The sequence below is a fragment of the Bradyrhizobium sp. Ai1a-2 genome (assembly GCF_000426245.1).
GTDB lineage: Bacteria > Pseudomonadota > Alphaproteobacteria > Rhizobiales > Xanthobacteraceae > Bradyrhizobium.
The window spans coordinates 76,320-93,518 of sequence record NZ_AUEZ01000033.1 but is presented as its reverse complement, the minus strand read 5'-3'; the positions used below and the strand labels follow the sequence as shown (position 1 = coordinate 93,518).

Below are 17,199 nucleotides of genomic sequence, written 5' to 3'. Positions count from 1 at the left end.
ACCATCGCGCAGGGAAAGCCGGAATGCTTCGGTTGAACCTGTGGTCCTACCCCCGTGCTTTTTGTTGCACGGGACCCACGGGTGCAACCAGCACCCGGCTTTCCCTGCGCCCTCCGATTTCGAGAGGGTCGAAAGTGAAGCAAAGCTCGGGCAATACATGCCGCGAGAACGCGAACGCATATCCGCTGTTTGAATCAGACGTAGGATGGGTAGAGCGCAGCGAAACCCATCATTCGCGCCGCTTGCTCCATCGTGATGGGTTTCGCTGCGCTCTACCCATCCTACTTAACTGGGGCGCAGTGACACCCCAACCCGTTGACCCCGCAGTCAATTCTATGGCCTAGTCCGCCGTCTTCTAAACGGCCGAAAAGGCCCCCAAGAGCCCTGCTCCATGACCTCCGAACGTTACAACGCCCGTGAATCCGAGCCTCGCTGGCAGCGCCAGTGGGACGAGATGGCGATCTTTTCGTCGAAAAACGACGATCCGCGGCCGAAATACTATGTGCTCGAGATGTTCCCCTACCCTTCCGGGCGCATCCATATCGGCCATGTCCGGAACTACACGCTCGGCGACGTGCTGGCCCGCTACATGCGCGCCAAGGGGTTCAATGTGCTGCACCCGATGGGCTGGGACGCATTCGGCCTGCCGGCGGAAAACGCCGCGATCGAGCGCAAAGTGGCTCCGAAGGCGTGGACCTACGACAACATCGCGGCGATGAAGAAGCAGCTGCGCTCGATCGGCCTTTCGCTCGACTGGAGCCGCGAATTCGCGACCTGCGATCCCGCCTATTACAAGCATCAGCAGAAGATGTTCCTGGACTTCCTGCGCGCCGGCCTGGTCGAGCGCGAGAAGCGCAAGATCAACTGGGACCCCGTCGACATGACCGTGCTCGCCAACGAGCAGGTGATCGACGGCCGCGGCTGGCGCTCCGGCGCGGTCGTCGAGCAGCGCGAGATGAACCAGTGGGTCTTCAAGATCACGAAGTATTCGCAGGAGCTGCTGGACGCGCTCGACGGGCTGGATCGCTGGCCCGACAAGGTGCGGCTGATGCAGCGCAATTGGATCGGCCGGTCCGAGGGCCTCCTGATCCGCTTCGCCCTGGATACCGCGACCACGCCGGCGGGCGAGAGCGAATTGAAGATTTTCACGACGCGGCCGGACACGCTGTTCGGCGCCAAGTTCATGGCGATCTCCGCGGATCATCCGCTGGCGCAGGCCGCGGCCGCGAAGAATCCGGAGCTCGCGGAGTTCATCGCCGAGGTCAAACGAATCGGCACCGCGCAGGAAATCATCGACACCGCCGAGAAGCAGGGTTTCGATACCGGCATCAAGGCGATCCACCCGTTCGATCCGAACTGGAAATTGCCGGTCTATGTCGCCAATTTCGTGCTGATGGAATACGGCACCGGCGCCATCTTCGGCTGCCCGGCGCATGACCAGCGCGACCTCGACTTCGTCAACAAATACGACCTCGGCAACACGCCGGTCGTCTGTCCCGAAGGACAGGATCCAAAGACGTTCGTGATCACGGACACCGCCTATGACGGTGACGGCCGCATGATCAATTCGCGCTTCCTTGACGGCATGACCATCGAGCAGGCGAAGGAAGAAGTGGCCAAGCGCTTGGAGAGTGAACTCCGTGGCAATGCGCCCGTTGGAGAACGCCAGGTCAATTTTCGCCTGCGCGACTGGGGCATCTCGCGCCAGCGCTATTGGGGCTGCCCGATCCCGATCATCCACTGCCCGAAATGCGACGGGGTGCCGGTGCCGGATAGCGCACTGCCGGTGACGCTGCCGGAGGATGCGACCTTCGACAAGCCGGGCAATGCGCTCGACCATCATCCGACCTGGAAGCACGTCACCTGCCCGCAATGCGGCGGGCCGGCACAGCGCGAGACCGACACCATGGACACCTTCGTGGATTCGTCCTGGTACTTCGCGCGCTTCACCGATCCCTGGAACGAGACATCGCCGACCACGCCCGCCGTCGCCAACCGGATGATGCCGGTCGACCAGTATATCGGCGGCGTCGAGCACGCGATCCTCCATCTGCTCTACAGCCGCTTCTTCACCCGCGCGATGAAGGCCACCGGCCACATCGCGATGGATGAGCCGTTCGCGGGCATGTTCACGCAGGGCATGGTGGTGCATGAGACCTACCAGAGGGCCGACGGCACCTTCGCGATGCCGGCGGAGGTGAAGATCGAGGCTATCGACGGCGGCCGGCGCGCCACGATGATCGACACCGGCGAAGAGGTCACGATCGGCCCGATCGAGAAGATGTCGAAGTCGAAGAAGAACACGGTCGATCCCGACGACATTATCGCGACCTATGGCGCCGACGTCGCACGCTGGTTCATGCTGTCGGACTCTCCCCCCGACCGCGACGTGATCTGGAGCGACGAGCGCGTGCAGGGTGCGGCGCGCTTCGTGCAGCGGCTGTGGCGGCTGGTGAATGAATCCGCCGAGGTCGCGACGGGTGCGCCGGCGGCCCGCCCTGCGTCATTCACCCCCGAGGCGCTCGCCTTGCGCAAGGCGGCCCATGGCGCACTGGACAAGGTGTCCTCCGGGATTGAGCGGCTGCATTTCAATGTCTGCCTCGCCCATATCCGGGAATTCACCAACGCCCTCGCCGAGACCCTGGCCAAGGGTGGCAAGCCCGCGCCCGACGTCGCCTGGGCGATCCGGGAAGCCGCGGTCATCCTTGTTCAATTGTTCGCACCCATGATGCCGCATTTGGCTGAGGAATGCTGGCAGGTTTTGGGCCAGGAGGGGCTGATTTCGGAGGTTCCCTGGCCGCAAATCGAACGCGATTTGCTGGTTGAAGACAGCGTGACCCTGGTCGTGCAGGTCAATGGCAAGAAGCGGGGTGATGTTACCGTGCCACGGGCGGCCGAAAATCCTGAGATCGAGGCTGCCGTTCTGGCGCTTGATGCGGTAAAAGCCGCCTTGGACGGCAAAGCCGTCCGGAAGGTGATCGTGGTGCCCATGAGGATCGTGAATGTCGTCGGCTAGGATCCGGATCGTTCTCCGGCTCGTCGCGGTGGCCGCCTTGGCCGCGCTGACGGCAGGCTGTTTCCAGCCGATGTATGCCGAGCATACCGACGGCACGCCGGCGCTGCGCGAAAAACTGATGGGCGTCGAGCTGCCGCCGATCACCGATAAGCCGAACGCGTCCCGCGAGGCCCGCATCGGCGTGGAAGTCCGCAATGCGCTGGCGTTCAAGCTTTATGGCAACGCCACCGGCATGCCGCCGACCCATCGCCTGGTGATTCGCTTCACGACCGGCCGCTCGTCGCTGATGATCGATCCGAACACCGCGCTGCCAACCGGCGAGAATTTCGGCATCGACGCGCAGTACAACCTGGTCGAGATCGCCTCCAACAAGTCGGTGATGACGGGCTCCACCTTCTCGCGCGTGTCCTACGACATGCCCGGCTCCTACCAGCGCTTCACGCGCACGCGCGCCTTGCGCGACGCCGAAGATCGCGCCGCGCAGGAGATCGCCGACAACATCAATACCCGGCTGGCGTCCTTCTTCACCGCCGGGACCTGACCGCCGTTGGTCGCGCTCCGCGGAAAAGAGATCGACGCCTTTCTCGCCCGGCCCGATCCCGGCCGACCGATCATCCTGCTCTACGGCCCCGATGCCGGTCTCGTGCGCGAGCGCGCCGACGCGCTGATGGCTTCCGCAATCGACGACCCCAACGATCCGTTCTCGCTGGTCCGCCTCGACGGCGACGACCTCGCTGCCGAGCCGTCGCGATTGGTCGATGAAGCGATGACCGTGCCGCTGTTCGGCGGCCGGCGCGCGATCCGCGTTCGGGCCGGCTCGCGCAATTTTGCCAGCGGTGTCGAGACGCTTACGGATTCGCCGGTGACAGATTGCCGCATCGTGATCGAGGCCGGCGATATCCGGCCGGATTCGCCGCTGCGCAAGATCTGCGAGCGCGCCAAGAATGCGGTGGCGATCGGCTGCTATCCCGACACCGAGCGCGACCTCGCCAAGTTGATCGATGACGAACTGCGGGCATCTGGCCTGCGCATCGCGTCCGATGCCCGCGCCGTGCTGATGTCACTGCTCGGCGGCGACCGCCAGGCCTCGCGCAACGAAGTGCGCAAGCTCACGCTCTACGCCCATGGCAAAGGCGAGGTCACGCTCGAGGACGTGATGACGGTGGTCTCCGACGCATCCGAGCTGAAGCTCGATCCGATCGTGGACAGCGCCTTCGCCGGCAACGCTGCCGCGGTCGAGACCGAGTTCGCGAAAGCGATGGTCGCCGGCACCTATCCCGGCGTCATCATCGCCGCCGCGCAGCGCCAGGCGGCCTGGCTGCACAAATCGGCGCTTGCGCTCGCCGATGGCACGCCGGTCTCCGCCGTACTCGAGGGCGGATACCCGCGGCTGCATTTTTCGCGCAAGGGCGCGGTCGAAATCGCGTTGCGCAATTTCAGCCCGCAGCGGCTGGCCGGAATCATCGAGCAGCTCGGCACCGCAGCCCTCGATATGCGCAAGCAGAATTCGCTCGCCGCCGTGATCGCGCAACGCGCCCTGCTCTCGATCGCCGCGAATGCGCGACGGCGCGGATAGGACAGGATGCGTCCCAAGGCGTCATTGCGAGCGAAGCGAAGCAATCCATCTCGCCGCTTGCGGAAACATGGATTGCTTCGTCGCGATGTCTCGCAATGACGAGGACCTGCATTGAGTAAGATGGCTCTAACCGCCCTCGAGCCGCCGCATCACCTCGTCGAGCTGCTCGAGACTGCGGTAGCTGATCTGCACGGTGCCGCCGGGGTCGCGATGGTTGACGCTGACGGTGAGGCCCAGCGCATCAGAGACGCGCTTCTCCAGCGCGAGCGTATCAGGGTCCTTCTCCTTGCCGGCGGCGCCGCCGCCACGCGCCTTCTGCGGCTTGCGCACCGGCACACCCTCGTCATGCGCCAGCGCTTCGGCTTGACGGACGTTGAGACCTTCGGCGACGATGCGCTTGGCAGCGGCGAGCGGATCAGGCACGCCGATCAGCGCGCGTGCATGGCCTGCGGACAACTCACCGCTAGCGATGAAGGCCTGCACCTCTGCGGGCAGCTTCGTCAGCCGCATCATGTTGGCGACATGGCTGCGGCTCTTGCCGACGTCCCGCGCGATATCTTCCTGGCTGCGTTTGAACTCGTTGGCGAGCGCGTGATAGCCCTGCGCCTCTTCCATCGGGTTGAGATCTTCGCGCTGCACGTTCTCGATGATCATCATCTCGAGCGCGTCGCTATCATTGACCTCGACCGGGACGATCGGCACCTCGTGCAGGCCGGCAAGCTGGGACGCACGCCAGCGCCGCTCGCCGGCGATGATCTCGTAGCGGTCCTGCGCGCCCTTCACCGGTCGCACCACGATCGGCTGGATCACGCCGCGCTGCTTGATCGAATCGGCGAGCTCACGGAGCTCGGCATCTGCAAAGCTGCGGCGCGGATTGCGCGGATTGGCCTTGAGGAATTCGATCGGCACCTTGCGCTGCGTGCGCGGCCGCTCGACATGCGCGGCCTCGCCGCCGACGTCTCCGATCAGACTTGCAAGCCCACGGCCCAGTCGCGAACGCGCTTCGTCGGCCATTGTCGCCAGCTCCCTTGGATTCACGTAGCAAACTCCGGAATTCGAATTTCAGATCGGTCGGGTCGTAGGATGGGTAGAGCGAAGCGAAACCCATCGCGCTCGTCGCGTGGGAAGACGATGGGTTTCGCTGCGCTCTACCCATCCTACGGATTGCTCTTAATCCGCGCGAAGCTCGCGTTCGCGCTGGATCACTTCGGTGGCCAGCTTGAGATAGGCTTCGCTGCCGACGCATTTGAGGTCGTAGACCAGCACCGGCTTGCCGTAGGACGGCGCTTCGGAGATGCGCACGTTACGCGGGATCATGGTGTTGTAGACCTTGCTGCCCATGAACTGCCGGACGTCGGCAACGACCTGGTTCGACAGGTTGTTCCGGGAATCGAACATCGTCAGCACGATGCCGTGGATCGACAGGTTCGGATTGAGCGTCGAGCGCACCTGCTCGACCGTCTGCAACAGCTGCGACAAACCCTCGAGCGCGAAGAACTCGCATTGCAGCGGCACCAGGATCGCGTCCGACGCGGCCATCGCGTTCACCGTGAGCAGGTTGAGCGACGGCGGACAATCGATCAGCACATAGGTGTAATCTGCGTCCGGCGAGGTGTTGTTGTTGAGCCCGGCGATCGCGTCGCGCAGACGGAAGGCGCGGCCGGGGGTCGTGCCCAGTTCGAGCTCAAGGCCCGAGAGATCCATGGTGGAGGGGGCGATGTGCAGCCGCGGCACCGCGGTCGCCACGACCGCCTCGCGCAGTGGCGCTTCACCGATCAGAACGTCATAGGTCGAGCAGCCCCGATTGCGACGGTCGATGCCCAGCCCGGTCGAGGCGTTGCCCTGCGGGTCGAGATCGATGACCAGGACCCGCTCACCTATGGCCGCGAGCGCAGTACCGAGATTGATCGCTGTGGTTGTCTTGCCGACGCCCCCTTTTTGGTTGGCGAGCGACAGAATGCGCGGATGGCCGGCCGGCTGTGTCGGCCTATCCTCTTGATAAACCTCATCAATTACAGTCATATCGTTGCCCTGCTGATCCCCTGCGTAAAGCTCAACGTCGCCCGATGGAGTCGAGCTCGACAATCCAGCCGTGCCCGCCGGTTCGGCTGGGATGAAGTTGCGGCTCAATTGTCCAATATTTAGTAGCCTCGGTCAATTCAGCCTCTACATCTTGGCCCTTGAGAAACAGCGCTTTTGCACCCTTTCGCACCAGCGGTTCCGCGAAGCCGATGAGTTGGTGTAGCGGAGCCAGCGCTCGCGCGGTCACGCAATCGATGGGGCCAGCGATTCTTTCCACAATATCCCCGATCTCAGCGAGATGCACCGTCCCAACCGCGCCAGTGACGCGCAAAGCTTCGCGAAGAAAGGCCGCTTTCTTGGCGTTGCGCTCGACCAGATGGACGGTAGCGCCCGGCGTGTCCGCGAGCGCGCAGGCGAGCACGACGCCGGGAAAGCCGCCACCGCTGCCAAGATCGACCCAGACCTTGGCCGTTGGAGCAAGGTCGAGCAGTTGCAGCGAATCGGCGATGTGGCGGGTCCAGAGTTCGGGCAGCGTCGACGGCGCGACGAGATTGGTCTTGGCCTGCCACTCCAGGAGAAGCGCAATGTAGCGATCGAGGCGGGCTTCCGTTTCACGTGAAACGGGGGTGAGGGTGAGCGCCGCCGCCTTGTCGGCGGGGACCGTTGCTCGCACAGTTGTCGGTGATGCTTTGACCATCGATTCGGAAAGGCCGGGTGTGGAGTAAACTGTCATTGCTTCGCTTCGCTCGCAATGACGATCGCAGAAGTGTTGCGGCGGGGCGCTCACGGCAACCGCTGTTTCACGTGAAACGTCTACGCCGTCGCCTTTGCCGTCTTCCGCCGCGCCTCACGGCGCAGATAGGCTGCCAGGATGCCCAGCGCCGCCGGGGTCATTCCGTCGATCCGTCCTGCCTGACCGACAGTCCGAGGCCGCGCAGCCACCAGCTTGGCTCGCGCCTCATTAGAGAGGCCGGGTACGTCGTCATACTCGACGCCGGTCAGAACAAGCCCCTCGTCGCGGCGAAAGGCATCGACATCGGCGACTTGGCGCTTGAGATAGACGTCGTATTTCGCGTCGATCTCCAGGTGAACGGCGATCGAGGGATCAATGGCTGACAGCTCCGGCCAGATGCCGCGCAGCGTCGACCACTCCACTTCAGGGTACGACAGCAGTTCGAAGGCTGAGCGACGTACGCCATCGCGGTTCAACGCCAGCCCGTGTCTTGTGGCCTCGTTCGGCGTGATCGAAAGCGACCCGGCCAGGGCCTTGGCAGCATTCAGCGCGGCCATCTTCGCGGTGTGGCGCCTGGAGCGGGCTTCGCCAACGCACCCCAGCGCAATCCCCTTATCCGTGAGCCGCTGGTCGGCATTATCGGCCCGCAGCGTGAGCCGGTATTCGGCCCGCGAGGTGAACATCCGATAGGGCTCGGTGATCCCGCGCGTGACGAGGTCATCGATCATCACGCCCAGATAGCCGTCAGCACGATCGAAAACGATCGGATCGGTGCCCCGGGCCGACAATGCCGCGTTCAGGCCGGCGACAATCCCCTGCCCCGCGGCTTCTTCATATCCGGTCGTGCCGTTGATCTGGCCCGCGAGGAACAGACCCGGCAATCGCTTGGTCTCGAGCGTCGGCTCGAGCTCGCGCGGATCGACATGGTCATATTCGATCGCATAACCCGGCCGGACCATCTTCACCCGCTCAAGACCCGGAATCGAGCCGAGGATCGCGAGCTGGACCTCCTCCGGGAGCGAGGTCGAGATACCGTTGGGATAAACCGTGTTGTCGTCGAGGCCCTCGGGCTCCAGAAAGATCTGGTGGCCGTCACGGTCCCCGAAGCGGACAATCTTGTCCTCGATCGACGGGCAATAGCGTGGCCCGGTGCTCTTGATCTGGCCGGAATACATCGGCGATCGGTGCACATTGGCCCGGATCACCTCATGCGTCCTGGACGTGGTGCGGGTGATCCCGCACTGGATCTGCGGCGTCGTGATCCGATCCGTCATGGTCGAGAACGGCTCAGGCGGATCATCACCGGGCTGCATCTCGACCGCCGACCAGTCGATCGTAGTGCCATCCAGACGTGGCGGCGTCCCGGTCTTCAAGCGGCCCAACGTAAAGCCCAGGCGCTCGAACGATACTGAAAGCCCCATGGCCGGCGCCTCACCGACTCGGCCGGCCGGCCAATTCTTCTCGCCGAGATGGATCAGGCCGCGCAGGAAGGTGCCGGTCGTGATCACGACAGCGCCGGCAGAGAGCACCTGTCCGTCTCCCAATCGGACACCGCTGACGCGGCCGTTGGCGGTCAGAAGATCATCCGCCTCGCCCTCGACCACGCTCAGATTGGCGGTCTCGAGGATCGCGGCCTGCATGGCGGCGGCATAGAGCTTCCGGTCGGCCTGCGCGCGCGGTCCGCGAACCGCAGGACCCTTGCGACGGTTCAGCATCCGGAACTGAATGCCGCCGGCGTCGGCGACCCGGCCCATCAGGCCGTCCAGTGCGTCAACTTCGCGGACCAGATGGCCCTTGCCGAGGCCCCCAATCGCAGGGTTGCAGGACATCGCGCCGATGGTCGAAAAACGGTGCGTCACCAGCGCTATCTTCGCGCCCATCCGGGCAGCCGCGCTGGCGGCCTCGCAGCCGGCATGGCCGCCACCGATGACAATGACGTCGAATGAATGCGTCTGGTTAGACATGCGCGAACTTCTAGCGCGGAGCGGTGAAAGCCGAAAGACAAGTTTCAACGATCTGGTCCGGTGCCGTTTCACGTGAAACAAGGCGCCAGTCTTGGTTTACGGTCCGACGTGGCGCCACCGGCTGTTTCACGTGAAACAGCGGCCGGTCGTTCCACTGACTCAGAGGCCGACTGATCCAGCGGCCTACTTCCCGACGCAGAACTCCCGAAAGATCACATCGAGGATGTCCTCGACGTCCACGCGGCCGAGAAGCCGTCCAAGACTATAGGCCGCTGCCCGCAGCTCCTCCGCGGCAAGTTCTTCGCCCGCCCCGACCACATCGATCGCGCGCCGCAACGACTCAGCTGTCTCCTGCAGCAGCTTGCGCTGACGCGTCCGGGTAATCAGACCGCCCTCACCAGATCCGAAATAGTCCTGCGCAAAGCCGACCAGGGCTGCGATCAGTTCCGGAATGCCGTCCCCATTTCGGGCGGAGATCCTGTACGTGGCGGACGCAGGTCCCGATCCTGCCAACTCGGCGATCGAAGCATCGAGGTCGATCTTGTTACGTACCAGCCAGACCGGCGCCGACCCCTGATGAGAAATTGTCGCGCTCATCCTGTCGGTGAGCCACAACACCAGGTCGGCTTCCTCGGCGCGTGCGCGGGCGCGGCGCACCCCCTCCTGCTCGACCGGGTCGTCGGTCTCGCGGATCCCGGCAGTGTCGATCACTGTCACGGGGTAGCCATCGAGATCGAGCTGCACTTCAATGATGTCGCGTGTGGTGCCGGCATGCGGCGAGACGATTGCGACTTCACGCCGCGCAAGCTGGTTGATCAAGGTCGACTTGCCGACATTAGGCGGGCCCGCGATCGCGACCACCAGGCCGTCGCGAAGCCGTTCGCTCTGCGCCTGGGCCGCCAGCACTTGATGAATTTCACTTAGCAGCGCTTTGACCTTCTTGAGCGCGGGCGCGATCAATTCCGCCGGCACGTCGCCCTCGTCGGAAAAATCGATACCAGCCTCGATCAGCGCCGACGCCTCGATGATCTGTGCGCGCCAGTCGCGCGCGCGATCGCCGAGCAGACCCTTCAACTGGCGCAGTGCCTGCCGGCGCTGCCGATCGGTGTCGGCATGAATGAGGTCGTCGAGGCCCTCGGCCTCGGTCAGATCGAGCTTGCCGTTCTCGAAGGCGCGGCGGGTGAATTCGCCAGCCTCTGCGGGCCGAATGCCATCGATCCCGGCGAGCGCATTGAACAGCGCGCCGAGCACCGCGCGCCCGCCGTGGACATGAAATTCGGCGACGTCTTCGCCAGTGGCGCTCGCGGGCCCGGAAAACCAAAGGACCACTGCGTCGTCGATCGGCTGGCCGGCGGCATCCTGTAACAGCGCTCTGGTCGCCATCCGTGCCGCCGGAATCTTGCCGGCCAACTTCACCAATGCCGGGCCGGCCTGCGGCCCCGATACCCTGACGATGGCGATCGCGGTTGGCGGTCGCCCCGAAGAAAGTGCGAAGATGGTTTGGTCCCGCGGATGCATCGCTATTTGTTAGCGAACCGGCCCGAAGGCAACGCAGAATTTGCACGCCTGATCGCCGGCGGGCTGCTGCGGTGCAGCAATTATACTTCCTTCGTGCAGCAATAGCGCAGCAATTTTCTGTCAACTCGGATCTTTCAGCAGATCCTAAGCTGAAGAAATACAATATATATCAAATACTTATATCAAAATTTCTGGGCAAAAGAATACCCGTCTATGCTGCAGCCATATCGCAGCATAAACGGGTCATATTGCGTCGCAACATAAGCTCACGACCTGCTGGCCCTGCCTACGTATTCATCGAATCGAAGAATTCGGAGTTGTTCTTGGTGTTCCGGAGCTTGTCGAGCAGGAAGTCGATGGCGTCCATCGTGCCCATCGGATTGAGGATCCGGCGCAGCACGTACATCTTCTTCAGCACCTGCGGGTCGGTGATCAGCTCTTCCTTGCGGGTTCCGGAGCGCGAAATGTCGATCGCCGGGAAGGTCCGCTTGTCCGAGACCTTGCGGTCGAGGATCAATTCGGAGTTACCGGTGCCCTTGAACTCTTCGAAGATCACTTCGTCCATGCGGCTGCCGGTATCGACCAGCGCGGTCGCAATGATCGTGAGCGAGCCGCCCTCCTCGATATTGCGGGCGGCACCGAAGAAGCGCTTCGGCCGCTGCAGCGCGTTGGCGTCGACACCACCGGTCAGCACCTTGCCGGATGACGGCACCACGGTGTTGTAGGCGCGGCCGAGACGCGTGATCGAGTCGAGCAGGATGACCACGTCGCGGCCATGCTCGACCAGGCGCTTGGCCTTCTCGATCACCATCTCGGCGACCTGGACGTGACGCACAGCCGGCTCGTCGAAGGTCGAGGACACCACCTCACCCTTCACCGAGCGCTGCATGTCGGTGACTTCTTCCGGGCGCTCGTCGATCAAAAGCACGATCAGATAGCATTCCGGATGATTGTGCGTAATCGAATGCGCAATGTTCTGCATCAGCACGGTCTTACCCGTGCGTGGCGGCGCCACGATCAAGGCGCGCTGGCCCTTGCCGATCGGTGCAACGATGTCGATCACCCTTGCAGAAAGGTCTTTTCGCGTCGGGTCATCGATTTCCATTCGAAACCGCTGATTGGGAAACAGCGGCGTCAGGTTGTCGAAATTGACCTTGTGCTTGGACTTCTCAGGGTCTTCGAAATTAAGCGAATTGACTTTCAGCAGCGCAAAATAGCGTTCGCCCTCTTTCGGGCTGCGGATGTGGCCTTCGATCGTATCGCCGGTGCGCAGGCCGAAGCGGCGGATCTGCGAGGGCGAAACGTAGATGTCGTCGGGGCCCGGCAAATAATTGGCGTCGGGCGAACGGAGGAAGCCGAAGCCATCGGACAACACCTCGACGACGCCTTCACCGATAATGTCGGTTTCCTGGATCGCGAGCTGTTTGAGGATGGCAAACATCAGCTCCTGCTTACGCATGGTGCTGGCGTTTTCGACCCCATTTTCCTCGGCAAACGAGACAAGCTCGGCCGGCGTCTTGGACTTGAGGTCTTGAAGTTTGATTTCCCGCATGGGGGTGGTCCTGTGGAGCATTTTTTAGAGAAGGATCTTGCGAGGTGGCTTTGAGAAAAAGCGGACGCAAAAATGAAGGTCCGCAGGACTAAGCAAGGAAAGCGCCGGTGGAGGCTTCAAACCTGATGTGGCGGCCGGCCCGTTGATGGAACCGGAACGCGATCACATCCGCCTGCGTGGGGTGGGATTGAGACAAATATAGAAAATCGGTTTGCGCTCCGCAAGAAGGACCGAAGCCTGATTCCTGGGCAGAAGGCTTGCCTAGAACGGCTTGACCACCACCAGGATCACGATGCCGATCATCAGGACGGTGGGCACCTCATTGATAATCCGATAAAATTTCTGGCTTCGGGTGTTCCGGTCGGCGGCAAAATCCTTCATCCAGCGGGCAAAAAATCCGTGGACACCGGAGAGCACGAGCACCAGCAGCAGCTTGCCATGCAACCAGCCAGAGCTGAACCAGTGACCACTCCAGGCCAGATAGAGGCCGGCGAGCCAGGTGATGACCATCGCCGGATTGATGATCGCTCTCAGGAGGCGCCGTTCCATCACCTTGAAGGTCTCGGACTGCTTCGAGCCTTTCTCGGCCTCGCAATGATAGACAAATAGCCGCGGCAGATAGAGCATGCCGGCCATCCAGGAGATGACCGCAATGATGTGCAGCGCCTTGATCCACTCATAGATCCCGTCTTGCATAGCGTTCGCCGTGCTCCTGGAACATCTCGGGCAGCTTCACCGTTCTCGAGGAAGGGCTGCCAGCGAGGTTACTGATACATATCCGCAAGCACGGCTCTCTTAAAACCAATTAATTTTAGAATCTTAGGTTTGAGTCTAAGTGACCGTGGATTTGACTCACGCAATGCGATCCCGCCGTTCTCGGACCTTTGTTCACACCACTCAACAATTCGGTCCGCACTGTCGCACAGCGAAATATCATCCAAGGCCTCAAGCGCTTGCAGTGTTCCCTGGCCAGCTTATCAAGAGACAAATTCACATATTCTCACTATCATCCCACCAGCACGGCAGACTTGTCCTCGCAGGAGGTGCTGTGAAGAAAAGGTTTAGATATCCCTAAGGCGGCGACTTCAGCTGAAAAGTTGTAGGCAACCTCCACAGGGATTCACAGGATAGGCAGAGGTTCTGGTGCCCACATCAGGCAATTACTTTCACCTGCATCTGGTGTCGGACTCAACCGGCGAGACGCTGATCACGGTGGCGCGCGCGGTGGCCGCGCAATACGCCAATGTCTCGCCGGTCGAACACGTCTATCCCCTGGTGCGCAGCCAGAAGCAGCTCGATCGCGTGCTCGATGAAATCGAAGAGTCGCCCGGGATCGTGTTGTTCACGCTGCTCGAGAAAGATCTCGTCAGCCGGCTGGAAGCCAAATGCAGGGAGATCAACGTTCCCAGTCTGTCGATCATCGGCCCGGTGATGCAGTTGTTCGAGGCGTATCTGGGCGCGTCTACCTCGGGGCGGGTCGGCGCACAGCACGTGTTGAACGCGGAATATTTCAAGCGCATCGATGCGCTGAACTACACGATGATGCATGACGACGGCCAGCACGTCGAAGGCCTGGAGGAGGCGGATGTCGTGCTGGTCGGGGTGTCCCGCACCTCAAAAACACCGACGTCGATCTATCTCGCCAACCGCGGCATCCGCACCGCGAATGTCCCGCTCGTGCCCGGCATTCCACTGCCGCATCAACTGGAACACCTGAAAAAACCGCTGGTGGTCAGCCTTCATGCGACGCCGGAGCGACTGATCCAGGTCCGGCAAAACCGGCTCTTGAGCATGGGCGCGGCGTCCGGCAATGACGAATATATCGACAGGCAGGCGGTCGCCGATGAAGTCGCGTTCGCGCGCCGCCTGAGTGCAAAATTCAACTGGGCATTGCTGGATGTCACGCGACGCTCGATCGAGGAGACCGCCGCAGCGGTGATGAAGCTCTATAATGACCGCCAGCGGCAGCGGCCGCTGGAGTGATTCGGTGGCGATGACGATCTGGCGCGGAAAAGATCCGCTGATCCTCGCCTCGCAAAGCGGTGCGCGAAAGATGCTGCTGGCCAATGCGGGGATCGCGTTCGAGGCGCTGCCGGCGGATATCGACGAACGGGCGATCCAGGAAAATTCGGGCTTTTCGGCGCCTGCGGACATCGCCTCGCTCTTGGCGCGCGAAAAGGCCCTGTTTGTGTCCCTGCAGCGGCCCGGACGATTCGTCGTCGGCGCCGACCAGACCCTGGCGCTCGGCGATCGATTGTTCAGTAAACCTGCCGGCCGCGACCAGGCGGCTGAACAATTGCGTGCCCTGGCGGGCCAGGTCCACGAATTGCATTCCGCTGTTGCCGTCGCCCGAGACGGCAAGTTACTGTTTGCCGACACCAGCGTGGCACGCATGTCGATGCGCCCGCTTCGCGAGGACGGGATCAACGCCTATCTCGACCAGGCCGGAGAGGCTGTGACCACCAGCGTTGGCGCCTATCAGCTCGAGGGCCTCGGGGTGCATCTGTTCGAGCGCATCGACGGCGACCATTTCACCATCCTCGGCCTGCCGCTATTGTCGTTGCTGGCCTTCCTGCGCAGCGAGAATTTGCTGGCCATCTGACATGTTTCCGAGTGATGACTGAAAGATGCTGATCCTGGGACTGACCGGCTCGATCGGGATGGGAAAATCCACCACCGCGAAACTGTTCGCGGAAGCCGGTGTTCCCGTCTATGACGCTGACGCCACCGTGCACGAACTCTACGAAGGCGAGGCGGCGCCGGCGATCGAAGCCGCCTTCCCTGGTACCACCGTGGACGGCAAAGTGGATCGCGCAAAGCTTTCCGCGCGCGTGGTCCACGATCCCGCGGCGATGAAGCAGTTGGAGCAGGTCGTTCACCCGATGCTCGGCGCTTCCCGGCAGAAATTCTTTGCCGATGCGGAAACTTCCGGCGCGCCCGTCGTGGTCGTCGACGTGCCGCTCTTGTTCGAGACCGGCGGCGAGAAGCGGGTCGATGCGGTGGTCGTCGTGACGACCTCGCCGGAAATACAGCGTGAGCGCGTGCTGGCACGCGGCACGATGGACGACGAAAAACTCGATGCCATCTTGGCGCGACAGCTGCCCGATGCCGAGAAACGCAAGCGGGCGGATTTCGTGGTGGATACCTCACACGGCCTTGATCCCGTGCGCGCGCAAATCAAGGACATTCTGGCCGAGGTCGTTAAGATGCCGAAGCGGCGAATCTGATTCGCCTGGCATTCTTCGGTCCTGGAAATCCATGCGCGAAATCGTTCTCGATACCGAAACCACCGGCCTCGATCCGCTGCGCGGCGACAGGCTGGTCGAAATCGGCTGTATCGAGATCTTCAACCGGATGCCGACCGGCCAGACCTACCACGTCTACATCAATCCCGAGCGAGACATGCCGGCGGAGGCGTTTGCCGTTCATGGTCTCTCGACCGAATTCCTGGCCAGCAAGCCGCTGTTCTCCGAGGTGGTCGACGAATTCCTGGCGTTCATCGCCGATACGCCGCTGGTGATCCACAACGCCTCGTTCGACATCAGCTTCATCAATGCCGAACTCGAGCGGATCAAGCGGCCGGTGATCGCCAGGGAACTGCTGGTAGACACCCTGCTCCTGGCGCGGCGGAAGCATCCCGGCGTGTCGAACCGGCTCGACGATCTCTGCTCGCGCTATTCGATCGACAATTCCCGCCGCACCAAGCACGGCGCGCTGTTGGATGCCGAGCTTCTGGCGGAGGTCTATGTCGACCTGATCGGGGCGCGGCAGTCGCAGCTCATCCTGGCGTCCGAAGTCACCATCACCCAGGTCGGCCATGGCGATATGCCGCGGCGGCAGCGTGAGATTCCGCTGACGCTGCGGGTGACCGATGCGGAGCGCGAGGCACACCGTGCCTTCATCGCGACCCTCGGCGACAAGCCGATCTGGAACGACTACCTGCCGCCGCCGGCCGAAGCCGCCGCGTAAATTCCCTAAAGTTCAGCTCGGTTTCACGCCGGACGCCGGGGCAACTTGTGCCGCGCCCTGCCGCTCCATGTTCTGGCGGTACAGGCCGACGAAATCGACGGGGTCCAGCATCAAGGGCGGGAAGCCGCCATCGCGCACGGCGGTGGCGATGATCTCGCGGGCGAACGGGAACAACAGCCGCGGGCACTCGATCATCACCAGCGGATGCAGGTTCTCCTGCGGCACGTTCAGGATCCGGAACACGCCGGCATATTGCAGGTCGAAGCTGAACATCACCTTGCCGGCGCTCTCGGCCTTGCCGTCGACCGAAAGCGTCACCTCATATTCGCTCTCGGACAGGTTCTTGGCCGAAACATTGATCTGGATGTTGATTGCCGGTTGCTGCTGCTGAGGGCCCAGCGAGGCAGGCGCGTTCGGATTCTCGAACGAGAGGTCCTTGGTATATTGCGCCAGCACGTTGAGCTGGGGAGGGGCCTGCTCGGGGGGTGCGCCGTTGCCGTTGGTCATGGGAAGCTCTCCTGAGCACTGGCGATCGGAGACGGTCTGACGTCCGAAGCCGCAGTTAAGGTTTTGGAAATGCTGGTGCCGCGCGAGTGGCTATCATAGCCTCACACGGGTCCACAAGGCGACAGTCCTTGATTGGTCAAACCTTCGCCGATTTGCTGCCGAGATCGTCGATCGCGGCCGGAAGGCGGCTTCGTTTGCTCCGTAAATATTTGAAGATACGTGATTTCCGGGCATCATCGGATTTCCCCTCGCCGCCAAAACGCGCTAGAATGCCCGCGCCAAAACGCGCCATTGGCCGAGCGGAGTTTCGTGCCTACATGCTGCAGACTCAATTGGCGAGGT

Annotated in this window: 16 protein-coding genes; 7 read left to right on the top strand and 9 right to left on the bottom strand. The window is 62.5% G+C overall.

Translation table 11 applies throughout. The annotated features are described in order from the left end of the window. Positions 1-391: 391 nt before the first annotated feature. From leuS to holA, 3 genes are read left to right on the top strand one after another with little or no spacing between them, the layout of a single operon-like run. On the top strand, positions 392-3,016 hold the full coding sequence (gene leuS / locus K288_RS0121360) for a leucine--tRNA ligase (protein WP_027581403.1): 2,625 nt from the start codon (positions 392-394) through the stop codon (positions 3,014-3,016). Continuing rightward, positions 3,003-3,557 (top strand): LPS assembly lipoprotein LptE, encoded by a 555-nt coding sequence (gene lptE / locus K288_RS0121355; RefSeq protein WP_027581402.1) that lies wholly within the window; start codon positions 3,003-3,005, stop codon positions 3,555-3,557. Before leuS ends, lptE begins: the two co-directional genes overlap by 14 nt. A gap of 6 nt (positions 3,558-3,563) precedes the next feature. After that, positions 3,564-4,592, top strand: coding sequence for a DNA polymerase III subunit delta (gene holA / locus K288_RS0121350; protein WP_027581401.1), 1,029 nt, complete (start codon positions 3,564-3,566; stop codon positions 4,590-4,592). 126 nt (positions 4,593-4,718) lie between these two features. Here the strand turns inward: holA and K288_RS0121345 are convergent, their stop codons facing one another. From K288_RS0121345 to hemJ, 7 genes are all read right to left on the bottom strand, one after another. Continuing rightward, positions 4,719-5,606 carry a ParB/RepB/Spo0J family partition protein gene (locus tag K288_RS0121345; RefSeq protein WP_027581400.1) on the bottom strand — a complete coding sequence of 296 codons (888 nt, stop codon included), beginning with the start codon at positions 5,604-5,606 and terminating at the stop codon, positions 4,719-4,721. A gap of 156 nt (positions 5,607-5,762) precedes the next feature. Beyond that, positions 5,763-6,614, bottom strand: coding sequence for a ParA family protein (locus tag K288_RS0121340; RefSeq protein WP_027581399.1), 852 nt, complete (start codon positions 6,612-6,614; stop codon positions 5,763-5,765). Between the two features lie 31 nt (positions 6,615-6,645). Next, entirely contained in the window at positions 6,646-7,311 is a 666-nt protein-coding gene (gene rsmG, locus K288_RS0121335; RefSeq protein WP_043160363.1) for a 16S rRNA (guanine(527)-N(7))-methyltransferase RsmG, read from the bottom strand. A gap of 116 nt (positions 7,312-7,427) precedes the next feature. Then, complete coding sequence (mnmG, locus tag K288_RS0121330) at positions 7,428-9,311, bottom strand: tRNA uridine-5-carboxymethylaminomethyl(34) synthesis enzyme MnmG (protein ID WP_027581397.1); 1,884 nt, start codon at positions 9,309-9,311, stop codon at positions 7,428-7,430. Between the two features lie 183 nt (positions 9,312-9,494). After that, the gene (gene mnmE, locus K288_RS0121325; RefSeq protein WP_027581396.1) at positions 9,495-10,829 is read right to left on the bottom strand and encodes a tRNA uridine-5-carboxymethylaminomethyl(34) synthesis GTPase MnmE; all 1,335 of its coding nucleotides are present in this window, start codon (positions 10,827-10,829) and stop codon (positions 9,495-9,497) included. 286 nt (positions 10,830-11,115) lie between these two features. Further along, positions 11,116-12,381 (bottom strand): transcription termination factor Rho, encoded by a 1,266-nt coding sequence (gene rho, locus K288_RS0121315; protein WP_027581395.1) that lies wholly within the window; start codon positions 12,379-12,381, stop codon positions 11,116-11,118. A 261-nt stretch (positions 12,382-12,642) separates the two neighbouring features. Continuing rightward, entirely contained in the window at positions 12,643-13,077 is a 435-nt protein-coding gene (gene hemJ / locus K288_RS0121310; RefSeq protein ID WP_201449704.1) for a protoporphyrinogen oxidase HemJ, read from the bottom strand. A 447-nt stretch (positions 13,078-13,524) separates the two neighbouring features. Between hemJ and K288_RS0121305 the strand changes: the two genes are divergently transcribed. The 4 genes from K288_RS0121305 to dnaQ are packed head-to-tail and all read left to right on the top strand — an operon-like array spanning position 13,525 to position 16,350. Next, positions 13,525-14,364 carry a pyruvate, water dikinase regulatory protein gene (locus K288_RS0121305; RefSeq protein ID WP_027581393.1) on the top strand — a complete coding sequence of 280 codons (840 nt, stop codon included), beginning with the start codon at positions 13,525-13,527 and terminating at the stop codon, positions 14,362-14,364. A 10-nt stretch (positions 14,365-14,374) separates the two neighbouring features. Beyond that, entirely contained in the window at positions 14,375-14,983 is a 609-nt protein-coding gene (locus tag K288_RS0121300; protein ID WP_027581392.1) for a Maf family protein, read from the top strand. Positions 14,984-15,008: 25 nt separating this feature from the next. After that, on the top strand, positions 15,009-15,608 hold the full coding sequence (coaE, locus tag K288_RS0121295; protein ID WP_027581391.1) for a dephospho-CoA kinase: 600 nt from the start codon (positions 15,009-15,011) through the stop codon (positions 15,606-15,608). 31 nt (positions 15,609-15,639) lie between these two features. Beyond that, a complete protein-coding gene (dnaQ, locus tag K288_RS0121290) occupies positions 15,640-16,350 on the top strand; it encodes a DNA polymerase III subunit epsilon (protein ID WP_027581390.1) in 711 nt (236 codons plus the stop codon). A 12-nt stretch (positions 16,351-16,362) separates the two neighbouring features. On the opposite strand, the gene secB is transcribed toward dnaQ, so the two are convergent. Then, positions 16,363-16,857, bottom strand: a complete 495-nt coding sequence (gene secB, locus K288_RS0121285) for a protein-export chaperone SecB (protein WP_027581389.1) — start codon at positions 16,855-16,857, stop codon at positions 16,363-16,365. 136 nt (positions 16,858-16,993) lie between these two features. Next, complete coding sequence (locus K288_RS53675; RefSeq protein ID WP_160168990.1) at positions 16,994-17,149, bottom strand: hypothetical protein; 156 nt, start codon at positions 17,147-17,149, stop codon at positions 16,994-16,996. Positions 17,150-17,199 lie beyond the last annotated feature (50 nt).